The sequence below is a fragment of the Streptomyces sp. HSS9-12 genome, from assembly GCF_054963655.1.
In genome coordinates, this window is record NZ_JBUEGC010000009.1 from 1 (window position 1) to 15,906 (window position 15,906).

At 69.1% G+C, this 15,906-nt stretch carries 13 protein-coding genes; 7 read left to right on the forward strand and 6 right to left on the reverse strand.

Annotation, left to right across the window (positions count from 1 at the left end):
• Positions 1-517: 517 nt before the first annotated feature.
• Both ACY34J_RS06760 and ACY34J_RS06765 read left to right on the forward strand, forming a co-directional pair.
• On the forward strand, positions 518-1,528 hold the full coding sequence (locus tag ACY34J_RS06760) for a permease (RefSeq protein ID WP_462725477.1): 1,011 nt from the start codon (positions 518-520) through the stop codon (positions 1,526-1,528).
• A complete protein-coding gene (locus ACY34J_RS06765) occupies positions 1,525-2,268 on the forward strand; it encodes a TIGR03943 family putative permease subunit (protein ID WP_462725476.1) in 744 nt (247 codons plus the stop codon). The genes ACY34J_RS06760 and ACY34J_RS06765 overlap by 4 nt, the downstream gene beginning before the upstream one ends.
• 210 nt (positions 2,269-2,478) lie before the next feature.
• Here ACY34J_RS06765 and ACY34J_RS06770 read toward each other — a convergent pair whose 3' ends face one another.
• The 3 genes from ACY34J_RS06770 to ACY34J_RS06780 form a co-directional block, all read right to left on the reverse strand.
• The gene (locus tag ACY34J_RS06770; protein WP_462725475.1) at positions 2,479-3,615 is read right to left on the reverse strand and encodes an ABC transporter substrate-binding protein; all 1,137 of its coding nucleotides are present in this window, start codon (positions 3,613-3,615) and stop codon (positions 2,479-2,481) included.
• A gap of 202 nt (positions 3,616-3,817) precedes the next feature.
• A complete protein-coding gene (locus tag ACY34J_RS06775; protein WP_462725484.1) occupies positions 3,818-6,499 on the reverse strand; it encodes a SpoIIE family protein phosphatase in 2,682 nt (893 codons plus the stop codon).
• Between the two features lie 272 nt (positions 6,500-6,771).
• Positions 6,772-7,440 (reverse strand): pyridoxine/pyridoxamine 5'-phosphate oxidase, encoded by a 669-nt coding sequence (locus ACY34J_RS06780; RefSeq protein ID WP_462725474.1) that lies wholly within the window; start codon positions 7,438-7,440, stop codon positions 6,772-6,774.
• A gap of 708 nt (positions 7,441-8,148) precedes the next feature.
• On the opposite strand from ACY34J_RS06780, the gene ACY34J_RS06785 reads away from it, so the two are divergent.
• On the forward strand, positions 8,149-8,742 hold the full coding sequence (locus ACY34J_RS06785) for a LysM peptidoglycan-binding domain-containing protein (protein ID WP_462725473.1): 594 nt from the start codon (positions 8,149-8,151) through the stop codon (positions 8,740-8,742).
• A 408-nt stretch (positions 8,743-9,150) separates the two neighbouring features.
• Here ACY34J_RS06785 and ACY34J_RS06790 read toward each other — a convergent pair whose 3' ends face one another.
• Positions 9,151-9,882: a hypothetical protein gene (locus ACY34J_RS06790; RefSeq protein ID WP_462725472.1), complete on the reverse strand. Its 732-nt coding sequence runs from the start codon at positions 9,880-9,882 to the stop codon at positions 9,151-9,153.
• A gap of 230 nt (positions 9,883-10,112) precedes the next feature.
• Here ACY34J_RS06790 and ACY34J_RS06795 point away from each other — a divergent pair, with 230 nt between their 5' ends.
• On the forward strand, positions 10,113-10,556 hold the full coding sequence (locus ACY34J_RS06795; RefSeq protein ID WP_462725471.1) for a hypothetical protein: 444 nt from the start codon (positions 10,113-10,115) through the stop codon (positions 10,554-10,556).
• A gap of 9 nt (positions 10,557-10,565) precedes the next feature.
• Positions 10,566-10,895 (forward strand): hypothetical protein, encoded by a 330-nt coding sequence (locus tag ACY34J_RS06800; RefSeq protein ID WP_462725470.1) that lies wholly within the window; start codon positions 10,566-10,568, stop codon positions 10,893-10,895.
• 99 nt (positions 10,896-10,994) lie between these two features.
• On the opposite strand, the gene ACY34J_RS06805 is transcribed toward ACY34J_RS06800, so the two are convergent.
• Both ACY34J_RS06805 and ACY34J_RS06810 read right to left on the reverse strand, forming a co-directional pair.
• Positions 10,995-11,771, reverse strand: coding sequence for a hypothetical protein (locus ACY34J_RS06805; protein ID WP_462725469.1), 777 nt, complete (start codon positions 11,769-11,771; stop codon positions 10,995-10,997).
• Between the two features lie 227 nt (positions 11,772-11,998).
• On the reverse strand, positions 11,999-13,213 hold the full coding sequence (locus ACY34J_RS06810) for an acyltransferase family protein (RefSeq protein ID WP_462725468.1): 1,215 nt from the start codon (positions 13,211-13,213) through the stop codon (positions 11,999-12,001).
• A gap of 428 nt (positions 13,214-13,641) precedes the next feature.
• On the opposite strand from ACY34J_RS06810, the gene ACY34J_RS06815 reads away from it, so the two are divergent.
• Positions 13,642-14,811 carry an acyltransferase family protein gene (locus ACY34J_RS06815; RefSeq protein WP_462725467.1) on the forward strand — a complete coding sequence of 390 codons (1,170 nt, stop codon included), beginning with the start codon at positions 13,642-13,644 and terminating at the stop codon, positions 14,809-14,811.
• A 421-nt stretch (positions 14,812-15,232) separates the two neighbouring features.
• The gene (locus ACY34J_RS06820; protein WP_462725466.1) at positions 15,233-15,895 is read left to right on the forward strand and encodes a Crp/Fnr family transcriptional regulator; all 663 of its coding nucleotides are present in this window, start codon (positions 15,233-15,235) and stop codon (positions 15,893-15,895) included.
• The last annotated feature ends 11 nt before the right edge of the window (positions 15,896-15,906 follow it).

Here is a 15,906-nt window from a genome sequence, read left to right on the forward strand (position 1 = left end):
CGGGGAGCCTCCCGGGACGGCGAGGATGCCGGTCCGTCGTCCCGGGGCCGCTGGGCTGTAACGGCCCGTGCAGCACGGGGGTTCGTAGCACCACCGCCCCAGCCGCCCCGTGTTTCCGGGCCGGCAATGGCATCGTTGCGCCGGTCGTAGAGATCATCTGGTACGGAGACCTCGGTCGGCTCATACGCGTACGACCCATCGGGCCGCAGCGAACCGTACTGGGCGGGGTTGGAGCTCCGTGGCCGCATGAACTGTTTCCTGTTCGCAGAGAGGTGTAGTCGGCGTTGTTCTTTGCCGAATACGACCCGGGCCGGGCGGATTCTCAATGCGGCGGCACCGGGGGTGGATTACCGGCCTGGCTCAGGCGCCGCTCCGGCGGCGTTACGGCTGGCAGCAGTCAGGCGGCCAGATCTTCGATTCGGTTCAGCAGTCGGTGAGAAGCTGTGCCCGCACCGGCGTACTGAACGACGAGGGGAACCAACCCACCAAGCCCCTCCGTACCGGAGGTACCTCACCTGTGACCACCACGAATGCGGCACCGCCCCGGGTTGACCGTCCCGACGCGGACGACCCGCAGGGCTGGCAGTTCAACTCACCCCTCGTCCTGACCATGGTGCTGCTCCTGGTCGTTGCGCTGCAGGGACCGATCCGCCGGGCGTTGTCCGCGCCGGTGATGCAGAGCTGGACGACCGTGTTCATCGCGGTGGTCCTGCAGGCCCTGCCCTTCCTCGTTCTGGGCGTGCTGCTGTCGGCGGTCATCGCGGTGTTCGTCCCGCCGTCGTTCTTCGCCCGCGCGCTGCCGAGACAGCCCGCCCTGGCGGTGCCGGTCGCCGGGATGGCCGGGGCGGTCCTACCCGGATGCGAGTGCGCCTCCGTTCCGGTGGCCGGGGCGCTGGTTCGCCGGGGCGTCACCCCCGCGGCGGCGTTGGCGTTCCTGCTGTCCGCCCCGGCGATCAACCCGATCGTGCTGACCGCCACCGCCGTCGCCTTTCCCGGCGACCCGGAGATGGTCCTCGCCCGGTTCGCGGCGAGTTTGCTCGTGGCGTGCGCGATGGGCTGGTTGTGGCAGCGGCTGGGCCGTACCGACTGGCTGCGCCCACCGGCCCGTCCGTCGCTCGAGGGCCTTGGCAAGGGGGCGGCGTTCTGGGGATCCGTACGGCACGACGTGATGCACGCCGGCGGCTTCCTCGTCGTCGGTGCGATGGCCGCGGCCACCCTCAAAGCCGTGGTACCGGCCACCTGGCTGCACACCGCGGCCAACACCCCTGTGGTGTCGATCCTCGCACTGGCGATCCTCGCGGTGCTGTTGTCGATCTGCTCCGAGGCCGACGCGTTCGTCGCCGCGTCCCTGTCCCAGTTCTCGCTCACCGCCCGGCTGGCATTCCTGGTCGTCGGACCGATGATCGATCTGAAACTGTTCGCCATGCAGGCCGGTACGTTCGGCCGCTCCTTCGCGCTGCGGTTCGCCCCCGTCACCTTCCTCCTGGCCGTCCTGATGTCGGCCCTGGTCGGGGCGGTGCTGTTGTGAACCGGCAGGCGCAAGCAGTCGTGCTGTTCCTCGTCGGCGGGGCGGTGTTGCACGCCGGCTTCACCGGCCTCTACCTGCGCTACGTCAAGGCCGGGTTGCGCCCATTGCTGCTCGTGGCCGGCATCGTCCTGATCGTCGCCGCCATCACCACCGTCTGGTACGAACTGCGACGGCCGCGCTCGGCCCAGGAGAGCCGGCCCGAGTGTTCGCACCACGAGCGGGGCGGCAACGGCCACCGCGAACCACGTATCTCCTGGCTCCTCGTCCTGCCCCTGTTCGCTCTCATTCTGGTCGCCCCACCCGCGCTGGGCTCCTACAGCGCCATCCGCACCGGGACGGCCCTGCAACGGCCCTGGGGCTTCCCCACCCTCCCCGCCGGCAACCCTCTCCAGCTTGGCGTCGTCGATTACGCCGGCCGCGCGGTCTACGACCACGGACGCTCCCTCGGCAGCCGGCGGATCAAGATGACCGGGTTCATCACCCTCGACGACAGCGGGGCACCGTACCTCACCCGCATGGTCCTCAACTGCTGTGCTGCCGACGCTCAACCCGTCAAGATCCGTTTGTCCGGCCGGATTCCGTCCATCATGCAACCCGACACCTGGTTCGAAGTCATCGGCACCTACACCGCCACAAAGACCAAAGATCCGGTCAACGACGGCGCCATCCCGTTCATCAACGTCAGCCAGGCCAAGCGGATCCCCGCCCCACAGGACCAGTACGAAAGCTGGGGTGGCTGAGCGCGTCAAGCAACGGGCCACCCGTGTCACCGAGTTCGCGCCCCCGGTCCGGCGCTCCCATGGTCTGGCCGAGCCGCGCCTGTGGGGTGGTACCAGCCAGCGCACCCTGCGATCACCATTCATCACACTGCTGAATGCAGCATCGGTCGCATTGTGCTGTGTGCGGTGAACGGACCAGCTGCTGTCCGTCGGATTCCGCAGGCCGGCGGGTCAGCCCACGGCCTTTTCCCAACCCCGGGCGACCGTGTGCTTTGCCTTCTCCGTCTGCGCCTCTGTCGGGAATTGCGGCGTCCCCTCAACGGTCGGCAGCTTCGCGGCGGCGGCCTCGTCGAGGGTGCCGTCCTTCTTCATGGCGTCCATCAGCACCGGGCGGGCGTAGCCGTGGAGCCGGAGGTTCTGGCCCTGGGTGCTGAAGAGGTACTCCTGCCACAGGCGGGCAGCCGCCGGGTGCGGAGCGTTCTTGTTGATCGCCTGCGCGTAGTACTGGGCAAAGCTGCCGTCGAAGGGGATCGCGACCTGCCACTTGATGCCCTTGCTGCGGAACTCGTCGGCGTAGCCGAGGTTGGTGTAGTCCCAGTCGATGCTGATGGGCGTCTGATGGCTGATGATCGCGGCCGGGCGGGACTCGACGGGGTTGAAGTTGCCTCTCTTCTTGAGCTTGGCGAAGAAGTCGAGACCGGGCTGGATGTTGTCGAACGACCCCCCGTTCGCCAGAGCGGCCGCGTACACGCCGGAGAACGCCGTACCGGACCGGGTGGGGTTGCCGTCGAGCGCGACCTTGCCCTTGTACTGGGGCTTCAGCAGATCCGCGAAGGTCTGGGGACAGGTCTTGACGCGCTTGGCGTCACAGCCGATGGACATGTAGCCCCCGTAGTTGTTGTACCAGCGGGCCTGCGAGTCCTTCTGATTGCCGGGGATCGAGTTGTAGGCGCCGACCTTGTACGGTGCGAGCAGGTTCTCCCGGGCCGCTGACCGCGCGAAGGTATCCCCTACGTCGAGCACGTCGGGGGCGCTCCGCCGGTGCCCGCTCTTCTTCACGGCGTCGATCTCGTCCTGGCTGGAGGCCTGCGGCTGGTAGACCGTGATGTCGATTCCGTACTTCTTCTCGAAGCCGTCGATCAGGGCGCCGTAGTTGGCCCAGTCGCGCGGAAGCGCGATCGCGTTGAGCCTGCCCTCGTCCTTCGCCGCGGCGATCAGTGCGTCCACGCCGCCCACGTCCTGCGCGGAGGTTGCCACCGACGGCTTCTCGGGTGCGGCGGTCGGTGTGCCGCCGCAGGCGCTCAGGGCCAGTGCCATGAGGGCGAGGCAGCAGGGGAATGCCGCTGCTCGGGCACGAGGTGCGGTCACGAAGATTCCCGGATGCGAGGGATTCACGATGAAGTGGTCATCGAGGCCAGAGTACTCGGCGGCCTCGATGGCAGATCACGCCTGAGACCGCGTTTTGTCCGCCGCGACCAGGGCAACGGCCGCGGGCCGGACGTCGTAGCCGCGCCTGTGCGGCGCCTCGGACAGCCGTGGCCGGTCGTGCGGCGATCGCGCGACCACGCCCTCACAACCCCGTGTCGTCGAATTGGCCGGCGAGGATCTCGGCGAGACCTTCCGCGGCCGGGTGGGCATCGTCGTGGAGGGCTAGTTCAGCCCAGATGACTTTGCCGGTGGAGGTGTAGCGAGTGCCCCAGCGCTCGGCGAACTGGGCGACCAGGAACAGCCCGCGGCCGCCCTCATCGGTGGTCTTCGCCCGGCGCATGCGGGGGGAGGTGCTGCTGCCGTCGGAGACCTCACAGATCAGGGTGCGGTCGCGCAGCAGCCGCACCCTGATGGGCTCGGAGCCGTAGCGGATGGCGTTGGTGATCAACTCGCTGAGGATGAGCTCGGCAGCGAAGGCGATCTCCTCCAGGCCCCACTCCGTCAGCCGGCGGACGCAGGCGGTGCGGACCGGGGCTACCGCCGCCGGGTCACTGGGTACGTCCCACTCGGCGATCTGGGAGGGGTCGAGTCGGCGCGTGCGGGCCACCAGCAGGGCGACGTCATCGCCGGGCCGGGTGGGCAGCATGGTCTCGATCACCGCGGTGCAGGTGTCCTCCGGGGTGCGGTCAGGCGCGGCCAGGGCATCACGCAGGGCCTCCAGGGCGGCGTCCACGTCGCGGTCCTGGAACAGCCCGTCGGTGTAGAGCACCAGCCGGGAGTCCTCGGGCAGGGTCAGCTCGGCGGTCTCGAAGGGCAGCCCGGCGCCCAGCCCCAGCGGTGGGGACACCGGCATCTGGGGGAAGACCACGGTGCCGTCGGGATGGACCACCGCCGGCCCCGGATGGCCGGCGGTGGCGGCCGCCACCTGCCCGGAGGCGGGGTCGTAGACGGCGTACAGGCAGGTGGTCCCGGTGATCCCCTGCCCGTCCTCCCCGGCGGCGGCCTCTTCGGCGTCGATGTGGGCCACCAGATCATCCAGACGGCTCAGCAGCTCGTCGGGAGGCAGGTCCAGGGCGGAGAAGTTGTGGACGGCAGTGCGCAGCCGGCCCATGGTGGCCGCGGCGTGCAGGCCCTGGCCGACGACATCGCCGACCACCAGAGCGACCCGGGTGCTGGACAGCGGGAGGACGTCGAACCAGTCCCCGCCCACTCCTGCCCGGGCCGGCAGGTACCGGTAGGCCACCTCAAGGGCGGTCTGCTCGGGCACCCCGCGGGGCAGCAGGCTGCGCTGCAGGGTGACGGCCATGGTGTGCTCGCGGGTGTAGCGGCGGGCGTTGTCGATACACACCGCTGCCCGGGCGGCCAGCTCCTCGCCGAAGGACACATCCTCCTCCTCAAACGGTGGGGAGGCATGCGCCCGCCAGAAGTGCGCCATCCCCAGCACCACCCCCCGGGCCCGCAGCGGGACCACGAGCAGGGAGTGGATACCGTCGTCCAGGACTCGCCGGGCGCGTTCGGGGTCCTGGGCCTGCCAGCCCTCGGAGGTGCTCAGATCCCTCTCGAGGACCGCTCGGCCGCTGGCCACCGCCGCGGCGGTGGGGTGGGTGGGAACGAACCGGATCAGCTCGCCGACGGGGTAGAGGGGGTGGTGCCCGTCCAGGCCTACGGCGGCGGTGCGGCGCATCTCGGTGCTCGCACCAGGCGGCTCCTCGCCGCGCAGCACCGGGTCCAGGAGCTCGACCGTGACCACGTCGGCGAACCGGGGGACCGCCACCTCCGCCAGTTCCTCAGCGGTGCGCGTCACATCCAGCGTGGTCCCGATCCGCACCCCGGCCTCGTATAGCAGCTGCAACCGTTCGCGGGCCATCTCGGCCCTGCCGGCCAGATCCCGCAGCTCGGTGGTGTCCCGCAGCGTCACCACGCTGCTGACCGGCCCGTATGGGGCGGTGGGCCGCTTGCTGACCGCCAGTAGCCGGTCGCCCGAAAGGTGTACCTCATCGGTGGCCGGGCGATCGGACGCCAGCAGCTCGGCGAGGTCCGCCTGCAGCCCCAGCTCGGTGACGTGGCGCTTCTCCGCGTCCGCCGGCAGGTTCAGCAGCCGCCGGGCCTCGTCATTGGCGAGCAGCAGCCGTCCGTCACCCCCGATGATCAGCACCCCTTCCCGCACCGCGTGCAGGACCGCGTCGTGGTGCTCGTACATCCGGGTCATCTCGGCCGGGCCGAGGCCATGGGTCTGCCGCCGCAGCCGACGGCTTACCAGGCCGGCCCCACCTGCGGCGACGACGAGGGCCCCGGCCGCGCTCCCGAACAGGACCGGCAGCTGCTGGTTCACCACGTGCCGCACCTTCTCGACCCGGACGGGGGAGGCGACGATGGCGACCACCGAGCCGTCAGCGTTCTTGACAGGGACCGCCGAGATTACGGAGAGGCCCAGGGATCCTTGGAAGGTGCTGGTGAAAGCCCTGCCGGCCGCCGCCTCCGCGTAGGGGCCGATGACGTGTTTCCCGATCTGTTTCGGGTCGCTGTGGGTGAGGGTCACCCCGTCCAGCCTGTACACGATGACGGCGTCTACGTTGGCCGCCTTCCGGGCCGCCTCGGCGCGCGGCTGCAGCACCGTGGTCGGGTCGGGGCTGTTCAATGCTCTGAGGATCCCCGGAGCGTTCGCGAACGTCTCGGCCACGGCAAGCGTCCGGTGCTGGGCGTCCGTCGTACTGCCGCGCTTGGCCTGCACCACGAGAGCCACCAGCGCGGCGGCGACGAGCAGTGCCACGATCGCCAGCTGCAGGAGGAAGACCTGGCCGGCGACGCTGCGCACGCTCAGCAGGGAGGGCAAGCGCAGCCGCTTTCCCTCATGGGTCTGGTCATGTCCCTGGTGACCTCGAGGGCCATGGCCCGGACGCGGGATCCGGCCGGGCACGTGGATGCTCTTGGACGATGCGAGCAACCTACGCCAGGCCTGACCAGAAACTCCGCGCATATCCCTTTTCTATCGCTTCGGGCTGCTGAGTACGGGATCGGGGGGCCGGGCCGAACGGCGATGGCGGCCGATCCGCCGAGCGGCAGGTGTGACGTGCGCCTCGGCGAAATGACGCGGCACTAGGGCCAGAGGAGCTCCCGTACCCAGGCCTCTCCCTGGCGGCGGTAGCGGAGCCGGATATGGCGCCGCTGCTCGTCTCCCTGGAAGAACTCGACCTCGTCCGCCTCCAGGATGTACAGGGTCCAGCTCGGCACGGGGGCGTCCGGCTCCCACCGGGCGCGTTCCCAGGCTGCCGCGGACACCTCTGCCAACTCCGCGGAGGAGCTGAGCAGTTCGCTCTGATGTCCCACGAGTGCGGCTGCCAGGGCGCCGGTCGACCGGCGGTGCAGATCCGCCTGGCTCTCCTCCGGACCGGCCGCGGTGACCCTTCCCTGGATACGGACCTGCCGTCCCACCGCCGCCCAGTAGAAGCCGAGCGCCGCATCGGGCCGGGCGGCCAGTTCCCGGCCCTTACGGCTGGTGCGGTGCGAGGCGAAGTGCCAGCCGCGGGCGTCGGCGTCGTGCAGCATCAGGGTACGGACCGAGGGCCGGCCCTCCGCGTCGGCCGTGGCGAGCGTCATCGTGTGCGGCTCCGGAGTTCCGGCTTCGGCGGCCTCGCGGAGCCACTGCTGGAAGAGCGGGAGGGGTTCGGCGGGGGCGGCGGCTGGATCGAAGCCGGGCAGTTCGCTCTCCCATACGCGCAGTGTGCGGAGGAGTTCGCGGAAGGCGGCCTGCTGGTCTTGGGTCATGCTGCCATCCAACCCTGTGGGGGGTCGGGGACGGACACTCGGCGGGTGCTGAGGGGCTGCCGGAGCGCTGCGGGATGTGCCCTGTCACCGGCGCGCACCAGCGGACGGGGACACCCGGGGTGGACGCATAAGACGTGGCACCAGCGCAGCGACCGGCACATCCGGTACCTCGTGCCCGCGCCGTCATCCATCGGCGGCGCTGAGGGCAGCGCCGACCTTGACTGAGGTGCGGATTCGCCGGTCGGCGGGCGCGGTGCGCCGTTGTGTGGGGACCATGCGCCGCGTGTGCGGACCCTTTCCGTACGTTCGCCGAGTGTCCTGGACCGAGCGCGGCGCACAGCCGCTCCGAAGGTGCGACCGGCACGCCGCCCCGCTCATGCTCCCCGCGCCGGGACCGGTGCGCCCCGTACCCACAACGGCCGCTCCTCCGCGAGCAGCTTGGTGTCGGTGAAGCAGGCGGAGGGCGGGACGACGCTCCTGCGCGCTCTGTGTATGCCGACCGCGACCGTGCTTACCTCTTGCCCGCAAGAATTCGGACCTTCTTGCGAAAGCTCATGCACGAACGCGCGACAACGCCTCGAGTTCTGTGGGGGCGTTGCCGACTGCACGTCGAGTGACAGGAGCAAGTACATGGAAATTCCTCGAGGAACAACGGAATCGACCGGCTGCGGCGAATTACCGGGCCGCGGTCTTCGCTATCGCACGGCGGTGGCTGTGCTGGCGCTGGTCGGCGCACTGAGCGTGGGGGCGCAGTGGCCGGCCCAGGCCCAGGACGGCGCTGTATGGGACAGATTGGCCAGGTGCGAGAGCGGAGGCAACTGGCACACCGATACCGGCAACGGCTACTCGGGAGGGCTGCAGTTCTCCGACACCACCTGGCGCGCGTACGGCGGAGGGGCGTACGCGCCACGGGCGGCACAGGCCAGCCGGGCGCAGCAGATCATCGTGGCGGAGCGGACCCTGGCCGGGCAGGGGTGGGGCGCCTGGCCGGCGTGCTCGGCGTCACTGGACCTGCGGTCGACAGCGCCGCGCACGAACGCGCCGCCACCCGCCCGGCAGGCGCCGGCGGCCCGGAAACCTCTCGCCGCGCAGCCCCAGCGCCCGCAGGCCGGCCAAGAACGGTCCGGCTCGGAACCTGTCCGGTGGAAGGGCCGGAACCACGTGGTGAAGCCGGGGGACACCCTCAGTGGAATCGCGCTCGCGTACGGAGTGAACTGGGCGCACATCTACCGGCTGAACCGCCAGGCCATCGGCGGTGACCCCGACCTCATATTTCCCGGGACGCGCCTCACCCTGAGGTAGTCGCGCGGGTCAATTTCTGTCGTCGCCGCCGTTTTCGCGGGTCAAAGGCCGCTTCCGAGCACTGGGAGCGGCCTTTGCCGGGTGTTGGCTGCGGCTGCCGCTACCCAGCGGGAATCGCCTCGGTCCAGTGGCTCTCGAGCCGGTCGGCGGGAGCCACCGGCCGGCTGAGCGTGACCAGATGCCCGCCAGGCATCTCGTCCGGACCCACCGGCCGAGCGCAGGGAAGTCGGAATACCTCGTACCCAGTGGAGGAGGCCCGCCGGATCAGTACAACGCACAACCTGTCCGTTTTCCCAAGGGAGCAGGGACAAGAGCCGTATACCACCGCCCACCTGCACTCCTGACGGGTGAGGTGCCGAGTACCGCCTCCAGTGGATCCAGCTCCTTTCTGCCGGCTGTTGGCTGTTGTCAGGGCAGTTTCACCGTCACGCAGGCAGGGGCGGTTGGGGACCGGGTCGTGCACTGGCTTTTGCCCTCGTCTCCGCTGTTGGAGACATTGATCGTGAGATGCGTATCGTTCTTTTTCAGCGTGAGCGGAACGGTGACTCTCTGGTTCACCTCGCCCATGTCGTCGGGCCTGAGGGAGCCTGAATACAGTTCCGTGGATGCCCAGTCACCATGGTTTCCGTGCAGCGACCGCGCGAACGCCGCCACGTGATCGTTGCGATTGACGCCGACCGCATGGACGGTGAACTCCAGCGAGATATGGGGCCGTTGGCCCTTGAGGCTCACGCTCGTGACGGTGGGCCTGCCGTTACCTGCGGCGGCGAGGGTGGCGACGACCAGGGAGGCCACGAGTGCGGCGATATAGGCCGTGCTGCCGAAGATGAGGAGCGGTCTTTGCCGGGTGAAGTATGCGTAGAAGCTCAGAGCAACGGCGGTGATGGCCAGCGCGGGGGCGACCAGAGTCCACCAGGTGTGGTTGTTGAGCGCGACGAAGAGCCTGTCGCTGTTCATACCGAGGGCGGTGAGCAGGCCCGCCAGGGCGATGAGCGAGCCCCAGAGCGTGTTTGTCACCTCGCCGAGCGGGTTCTCGGCTCCGGCTGCCTCCGAGTGAGGTAACTGCTCAGCGGACCGGCCGTTGCCGGGCGCTGTCGGATGGTCCCCCATGTCGTCTCCATCCCGGGTGAGCACGGCCACTCATCCTGACGCCGACTCGGCTCAGTCACAAGGTGCACGGCCAACCGCTCGCCCCGTCCCCCGCCTGCAACTGCCGGGTCACAAACCGGCATCATCCGCGTCAGGAATCGTGCAGGCTCACTTACTCTGCGTGGTGAGACAGCCGCATTTCTTCTCCTGGACGGCGGTGCATGGCCCAAAGCGCTGATGGTCACAGTGGCAGACCCGAGCCCGCCTCGGGCATTCCCCAAGTGATCGGTTTCCTCGTTGCCCTGGCCGTGGCGGTCACGGTCATCGTCGTGGCCGTGCGGTACTTCACCGGTGAGTCCGGCCGGTCCGTCGCCGCGTACTGCACGACCTGGAAGGCTGAGGGGGAGAAGCTTCACCACAAGTGGAGGGCCGCCCAACAGCAGGCCCAAACCGGCGATAACCCCTTCGGCTCGCTCACCACGGTGATGGGGGCTCCGCAGGATCTGGCCGACTTCTTCGGCAAGCTCGAGAGCGTCGCGCCTGAGGACATCGAGCCTGCCGTCGCTCACTACCGGCATGCCTGGCAGCAGACTGCCGACAACCTCGGCGCCAAAGCGACCGATCCCGTCAGCTTCGGATTGGCTCAGCTGTCGGTGATGGCCCAAGCAGGCGATGCTGAGCGGCAAATCGACAGCTACACCCGTACCCACTGTGTCGCCGGCTAGGAGGTCCCGATGGACGCCGACAGCAACGAGCCCATCAGCCATGAGGCCTTCGCCCGCATCTGGGGAGGGGGGATGGCGCTGTCCGGGATGGTCGTCACCATCCTGGCGTTCGTGCTCCCCGCCAAGCTGGCGGGCTTCGTCGACGACTGCAACACGGTCGCCGGCGACATCTACGGTCGGCAGCATCCGTCGACCGGTTTCCAGTGCACAGCAGCCAACTACATGACCGACTACACATGGGTCTTCGTCGTTCTGGGAGGCCTGCTTCTGGTGGGCGGCCTGATCTTGTTCGTCGGGGCGAAGAGCGAGATGATCCGCGAGGAGTTCGACGTGGAGTAGGGGCTTTCAGGCGGGCCTCGACCGGCCCGGCGCCTCGAAGCGGTGAACGGCTCGAACCTGCCACCGTCGCCGGCGCCGGCGGGCCGGCGACGAGCCGCTTCACTCGAAGCCGATGCTTCTGTCCTGCCACCCCGTGAAGGTCTGGTCCGGCAACATCCTGTTGAACATGATGCGGTTGTCCCCGACCCTTGTGAACACGATGAGCGAATCGGCCTGGGCGCCCAGCCCTACGGCGGTATCGGTCCTGATGTCGCCGGGCACCTCTACCCAGCCGGTGAACACTCCGTCCGTCCCAACGCGGTTGAACAGGATGCGGCCGTCAGCGTCCGTGACGAAAACGAACACATTGTCGCCCTGACTGACCGTCGATGGTGGAGAGGAGCTGACCACGTCACCCGGGACCCCTTCCCAGCCGGCGAACGCTTTGTCAGGCCCGCTGCGGTTGAACAGAATGCGACCGTCAGCATCCCTGACGAACGCGTACAGCTCTTCGCCACGGCCCGCCGCCGTTGGTGCCGCCTCGCTGCGCAGGGAGAAGGTCTCGATCATCGAGACCGAGCGGACAGTGCTGGGCAGCGGCCTGATCTCAACGATGTTCCAGCGCGCCAGGCGCAGCGCGGACACATCGAAGACGACTTCGACCCCGTGCCCCTGGTCGGTTGCCCGGAGTTCGTCCATTCGCTGGGCCATCGCCTCCGCGATGGCTCCCGCGGCCTTGGAGATCATGGGGCCGGCAATCGGCTCGACGACCGCGGCCGCGACGACTTTCTCACGAATGGCGGCGACGGCGTCACCGGCCTCGTCGATTTCCCGCAGCTCCTCATGGGTGAATTCAATGGCGATGCCGGGATCTTCTGTCGCTCTGATTGCAGCCATGCAAAGCCTCACAGCAGGTCGAAGGAGCGATCGTACATGCCGTGCTTGCCGGAGCCCGTGCACGGCGCCGTCCAGCACTTCGGACAATCGCTATCCCAGCGGGGCTACGGCCCTGGCGTCGGCTCGCCGTGGACTCCGCCGTTCGGGTAGCGAATGCGACTGCCGCTTCCACCTGGCCCGAACAAAAACTGCCGCGGATTGCGGAGACCGGGATACGAGGCCTCGCCTTACGACACGGAATCCGCACGTGACTTCGACGCCAGCGCCTGGAGGGGGGCGGTCTGCCGGCGCCGCCGGCCTCGCAGGAGCAATCGCCTGCCCGGTTTCTCGACGCCCTCGTAGAGGGCCCAGGACAGGCCGAGCGAAATGAGGAATGCGGCGGCTGTGGCGGCCAGGGCGGGTGCGGTGCCGAGACGGGGACGGGCGCCGAACAGCTGCTCGCCGGTGCGCATGACGAGAATGTGAACCATGTAGAAGGCGAAAGACCATTCGCCCAGCCGCACCAGCCATGTGCCACGCCACATTGATGGGCCACCGTGCAGATCGGCGACCGCACCTGCCGGGATGAGGCAGGCCAGGCCGATGACGCAGCAGGCGGAGTAGGCGTACTGGCCGGGGACTTGCTGGGTGAGGAAATAGCCGACCAGCGTGAGGGCGAGGGATGCCTCGAGTCCGGGCCCACGCCAGGCCCCGATCTTTACCAAACGGCCCAGGGCTGCTCCCAGAATGAATTCGGGGAGGCGCGCGAGAGGGAAGTGTGCGGGATCCCAGGCCGGGGCGTAGTGCAGATTCGCCCATGGCAGCAGAATCACCGTCGCAGCGCTGACGATGGCCAGGGCCGTGAGCCCGAGCGGGCCGAGCCGACGCAGGCCCGCGTACAGCAAGGGAAAGACGGCGTAGAAGAACGCCTCGCACACCAGGGACCAGCTGACCGGGTTCAATGCCTGCCACCAGTCCAGCTTCCAGGAGCTGACCAGCAGCAGATTCGCGGCTGCCTCGCCGATGCCGCCGGGCCATAGCTGGGGTACCAGCGTGGCGCCCAGCACCAGCGCCGCTACGGCTGTGACCAGATGGACGGGGTAGATCCGGGCGATGCGCCGCCGCCAGAAGGTGAGCGCACGGTTGCCCTCGCGAACGGACCAGGCCAGTACAAAGCCAGAGAGGATAAAGAAAAAGGACACACCAGCCGTGCCGGAACCGAACGCCCAATCGACCACTCGTTCAGCGCCGCCACCGAAATAGTCAAAATTCCTGACGTGATAGATGAAGACAAGGAAAGCGGCGCCCCACCGCATACCGGTCAACGACGGCAAATGGCCGTGAGCGGCCGGTGTGGCGTGGGGTGTTTGTTGTCTCTGTGTCACCGTGCTCACCAGCGTGACCGCCTGGGAGCGCGACAGCGGTGGGTCAGTGGACGGGGCGGTCTGTGTGGGGGGATGCATGAGGCAACTCCTGTCAGCGAGGCCGGGCAAACGCCAGGACCGGGCGCTGGCTGGGCTATCCGCCGGTAGCCGGAACGCGGGGTTGTGCAGCGCGCCCGCGTGGTCGTCGAAGAGACACCCGCGTGCGCGGATCTCTGAGCCGCCAGCCAGGACGCACATGCATACGTCACCACACCATGGAACTGTTCGACCGGAGGGCGAGGTTCCCGCGAGTGGACTGCGTCACAATGACGGCCCAATGTCGACACGTTAACCGTTTGGGTTTTCGTGTGCATTTTCGAATCGAGCTGGTGTCCAGCCGGACGATTCCTGTTCGTGCGGAATCCACCCGGCGATTACGTGGGGGACCGGCGCCGCTGAAGACTGGTGGAAAGACAGGGGAGGGACGGGACCCGCCCCTGCCGCGAGAACCCGTCTGCGGAGTACGTGTGAAGTCACCACAACTGCTGCCCGTGTCCGACCCCTCAATACCGCCGGCGGCCGAGCCGCCCAGTGCCGGCCGCCCAGCCGACGGGGTGCGCCTGCGCGAACTTGACGGTCTGCGCCTGCTGGCGGCGCTGATGGTCTGCCTCTTCCACTACGCCGGGCGCGGCGGAGCGGTGGCGGCCGCCTGGGGTACGCCGCCCCGCGATATCTTCCCCCACCTGTCGTGGGTGGCTCTCTACGGCAACCTCGGGGTCGAGATCTTCTTCGCCATCAGCGGCTTCGTGATCTGCATGAGCTGCTGGGGCCGTTCGGTCGGAGCATTCTTCCGCTCACGGGTGGTGCGGCTGTATCCCGCCTACTGGGCGGCGCTGTTCCTCGTCGGCGGCGTCTTCGCCCTGGCGCCGCAGGTCGATCACCCGCCGACCCTCCCGGACTTCCTGGTGAACCTGACGATGCTGCAGCAGCCCGCCGGCTCGCCCCGGATCCTGGGGGTCTGCTGGACGCTCTGGGCCGAGGCACGGTTCTATCTGCTGTTCGCGGTCTTCGTGGTCTGGAAGGGGGCGGACTACCGCCGCGTGGTGACCTTCTGCTGCGGCTGGACGATCGCTGCCGTGATCGCCCAGGCAACGCAGCACGAGCTGCTCGGCCAGATAGTCCAGCCCACCTTCGCCCCGTACTTCATCATCGGACTCGCCCTCTACCTGATCCACCGGTTCGGCGGAGATCTGACGCTCTGGGGCATCGTCGGCGTCAACTGGGCGCTGGGCAATGTTTTCATCATCCGGGCACTGGCCGGGTCCAACGGCTTCCTGCCGCGCGAACCTCTTGTCATCGTGGCCGTGCTCACCGCCGGAATCGCCGTCCTGGCGCTGGTGGCGACGGGGCTGCTGGCCTGGGCCCGCTGGCGCTGGCTGACGGTCGCCGGCGCGCTGACGTACCCCTTCTACCTGATCCACGAGCATCTGGGATGGGCGGCGATATACGCGCTGCACCAGCTGCTCGGCATCCCCGCCGCCTGCACCCTGCCGCTGGCGGCGGGCTCCATGCTGGCCGTGGCCTGGGGCATCCACCGGGCGGTCGAACGGCCGTTGAGCAGGTGGATGCGCCGCACGATGGCCGAAGCCGGCGCGCGTCGCGACGCAGCTCTCGTCAGCGCGCGGGGAGCCGGGTGAAGGCGTCGGTGCGAGCCGTGCCGTCCCAGCCGCCGGACGGGGCGCGCAGCCCGTACAGGGCGGCGACGGTCGGGGCGATGCCGCCCGTAGGAGCCGGGGCGTCGCTGACGGCGCCCCGGCGGACGACCGCCGATCCGCAGGTGACGTACCGCCGCCGCAGGCCCTCGCCGAATCCGGGCGCGGGCTCGTCCGCATCGAGGCACTCGCGGACCGGTGGGAGGTGCTGGACCGCCTGCCGGTCGGGAAGACCGTGCGCGCCGAGCTCGACTTGCAGGACCGGTCGCCCGGTCCTCCCTCCGGCCCGGCGATTGCTTCATGATGGCGGCCGACCGTAAGCCCCTGGTCGAAGCGACACGCCACCCGCCCCGCCTCGGATACGCTCTGGCACGTGGGGGAGAGCGGGTGGCCGCGGGCGAGTCTGATGGCAGAGCTTGGTGTCGAGGAGCGCACGACCCTCATCCGGCTGGGGACCGGCAGGGTGTACGAAGCCGGAGAGGTGATGATCGCCGAAGGGCGGCGCGACTCGCATGTGGTGCTCCTGCTGGACGGCTGCGCGAAGGTGGTCGGCCTGCGGGATGACGGCGGCAGCGTGCTGCTGGCCGTGCGGGGGCGCGGGGATCTCGTGGGCGAGTTCGCGGCCATCGACGGCCGGCCTCGTTCGGCGAGCGTCATCGCTGCCCGTACGACCACGGTGCGCACCATAGGCGGCCCGGAATTCCGCGGGTTTCTGCGCGAGTGTCCGCGGGCCGCGGAGGCCGTGCAGCTCTCGATCACGGCGAAGCTCCGCTCCGCCACCCGCTATCGGATCGACACGGGCGGCGGCTCGGTGACCGCGCGGGTCGCCCGCACCCTGGACACGCTGGTCCGCACGTACGGGCAGGCCGACAACGGCTCCATACGGATCGATCTGCCGCTCAGCCAGGGTGACTTGGCCGCACTGGCAGGGGTGTCGCAGGCCGGGGTGCAGCGGGCGCTGCGCCACCTGCGCACGGCGGAGGTGGTGACGACGGAGTACCGGAGCACCGTGGTGCGGAATCTCGCCGCCTTGCGTCGGGCCGCCGAGGCGGGCGGCCCCGGCTGCTGACAGCCGGGGCC

Excerpts from the sequence above, each read along its gene's own strand:
- ACY34J_RS06780 (WP_462725474.1), bottom strand. The coding sequence starts at position 7,440 with ATGACCCAAGACCAGCAGGCCGCCTTCCGCGAACTCCTCCGCACACTG.
- ACY34J_RS06800 (WP_462725470.1), top strand. The coding sequence starts at position 10,566 with ATGGACGCCGACAGCAACGAGCCCATCAGCCATGAGGCCTTCGCCCGC.
- ACY34J_RS06805 (WP_462725469.1), bottom strand. The coding sequence starts at position 11,771 with ATGGCTGCAATCAGAGCGACAGAAGATCCCGGCATCGCCATTGAATTC.
- ACY34J_RS06810 (WP_462725468.1), bottom strand. The coding sequence starts at position 13,213 with ATGCATCCCCCCACACAGACCGCCCCGTCCACTGACCCACCGCTGTCG.
- ACY34J_RS06820 (WP_462725466.1), top strand. The coding sequence starts at position 15,233 with ATGGCAGAGCTTGGTGTCGAGGAGCGCACGACCCTCATCCGGCTGGGG.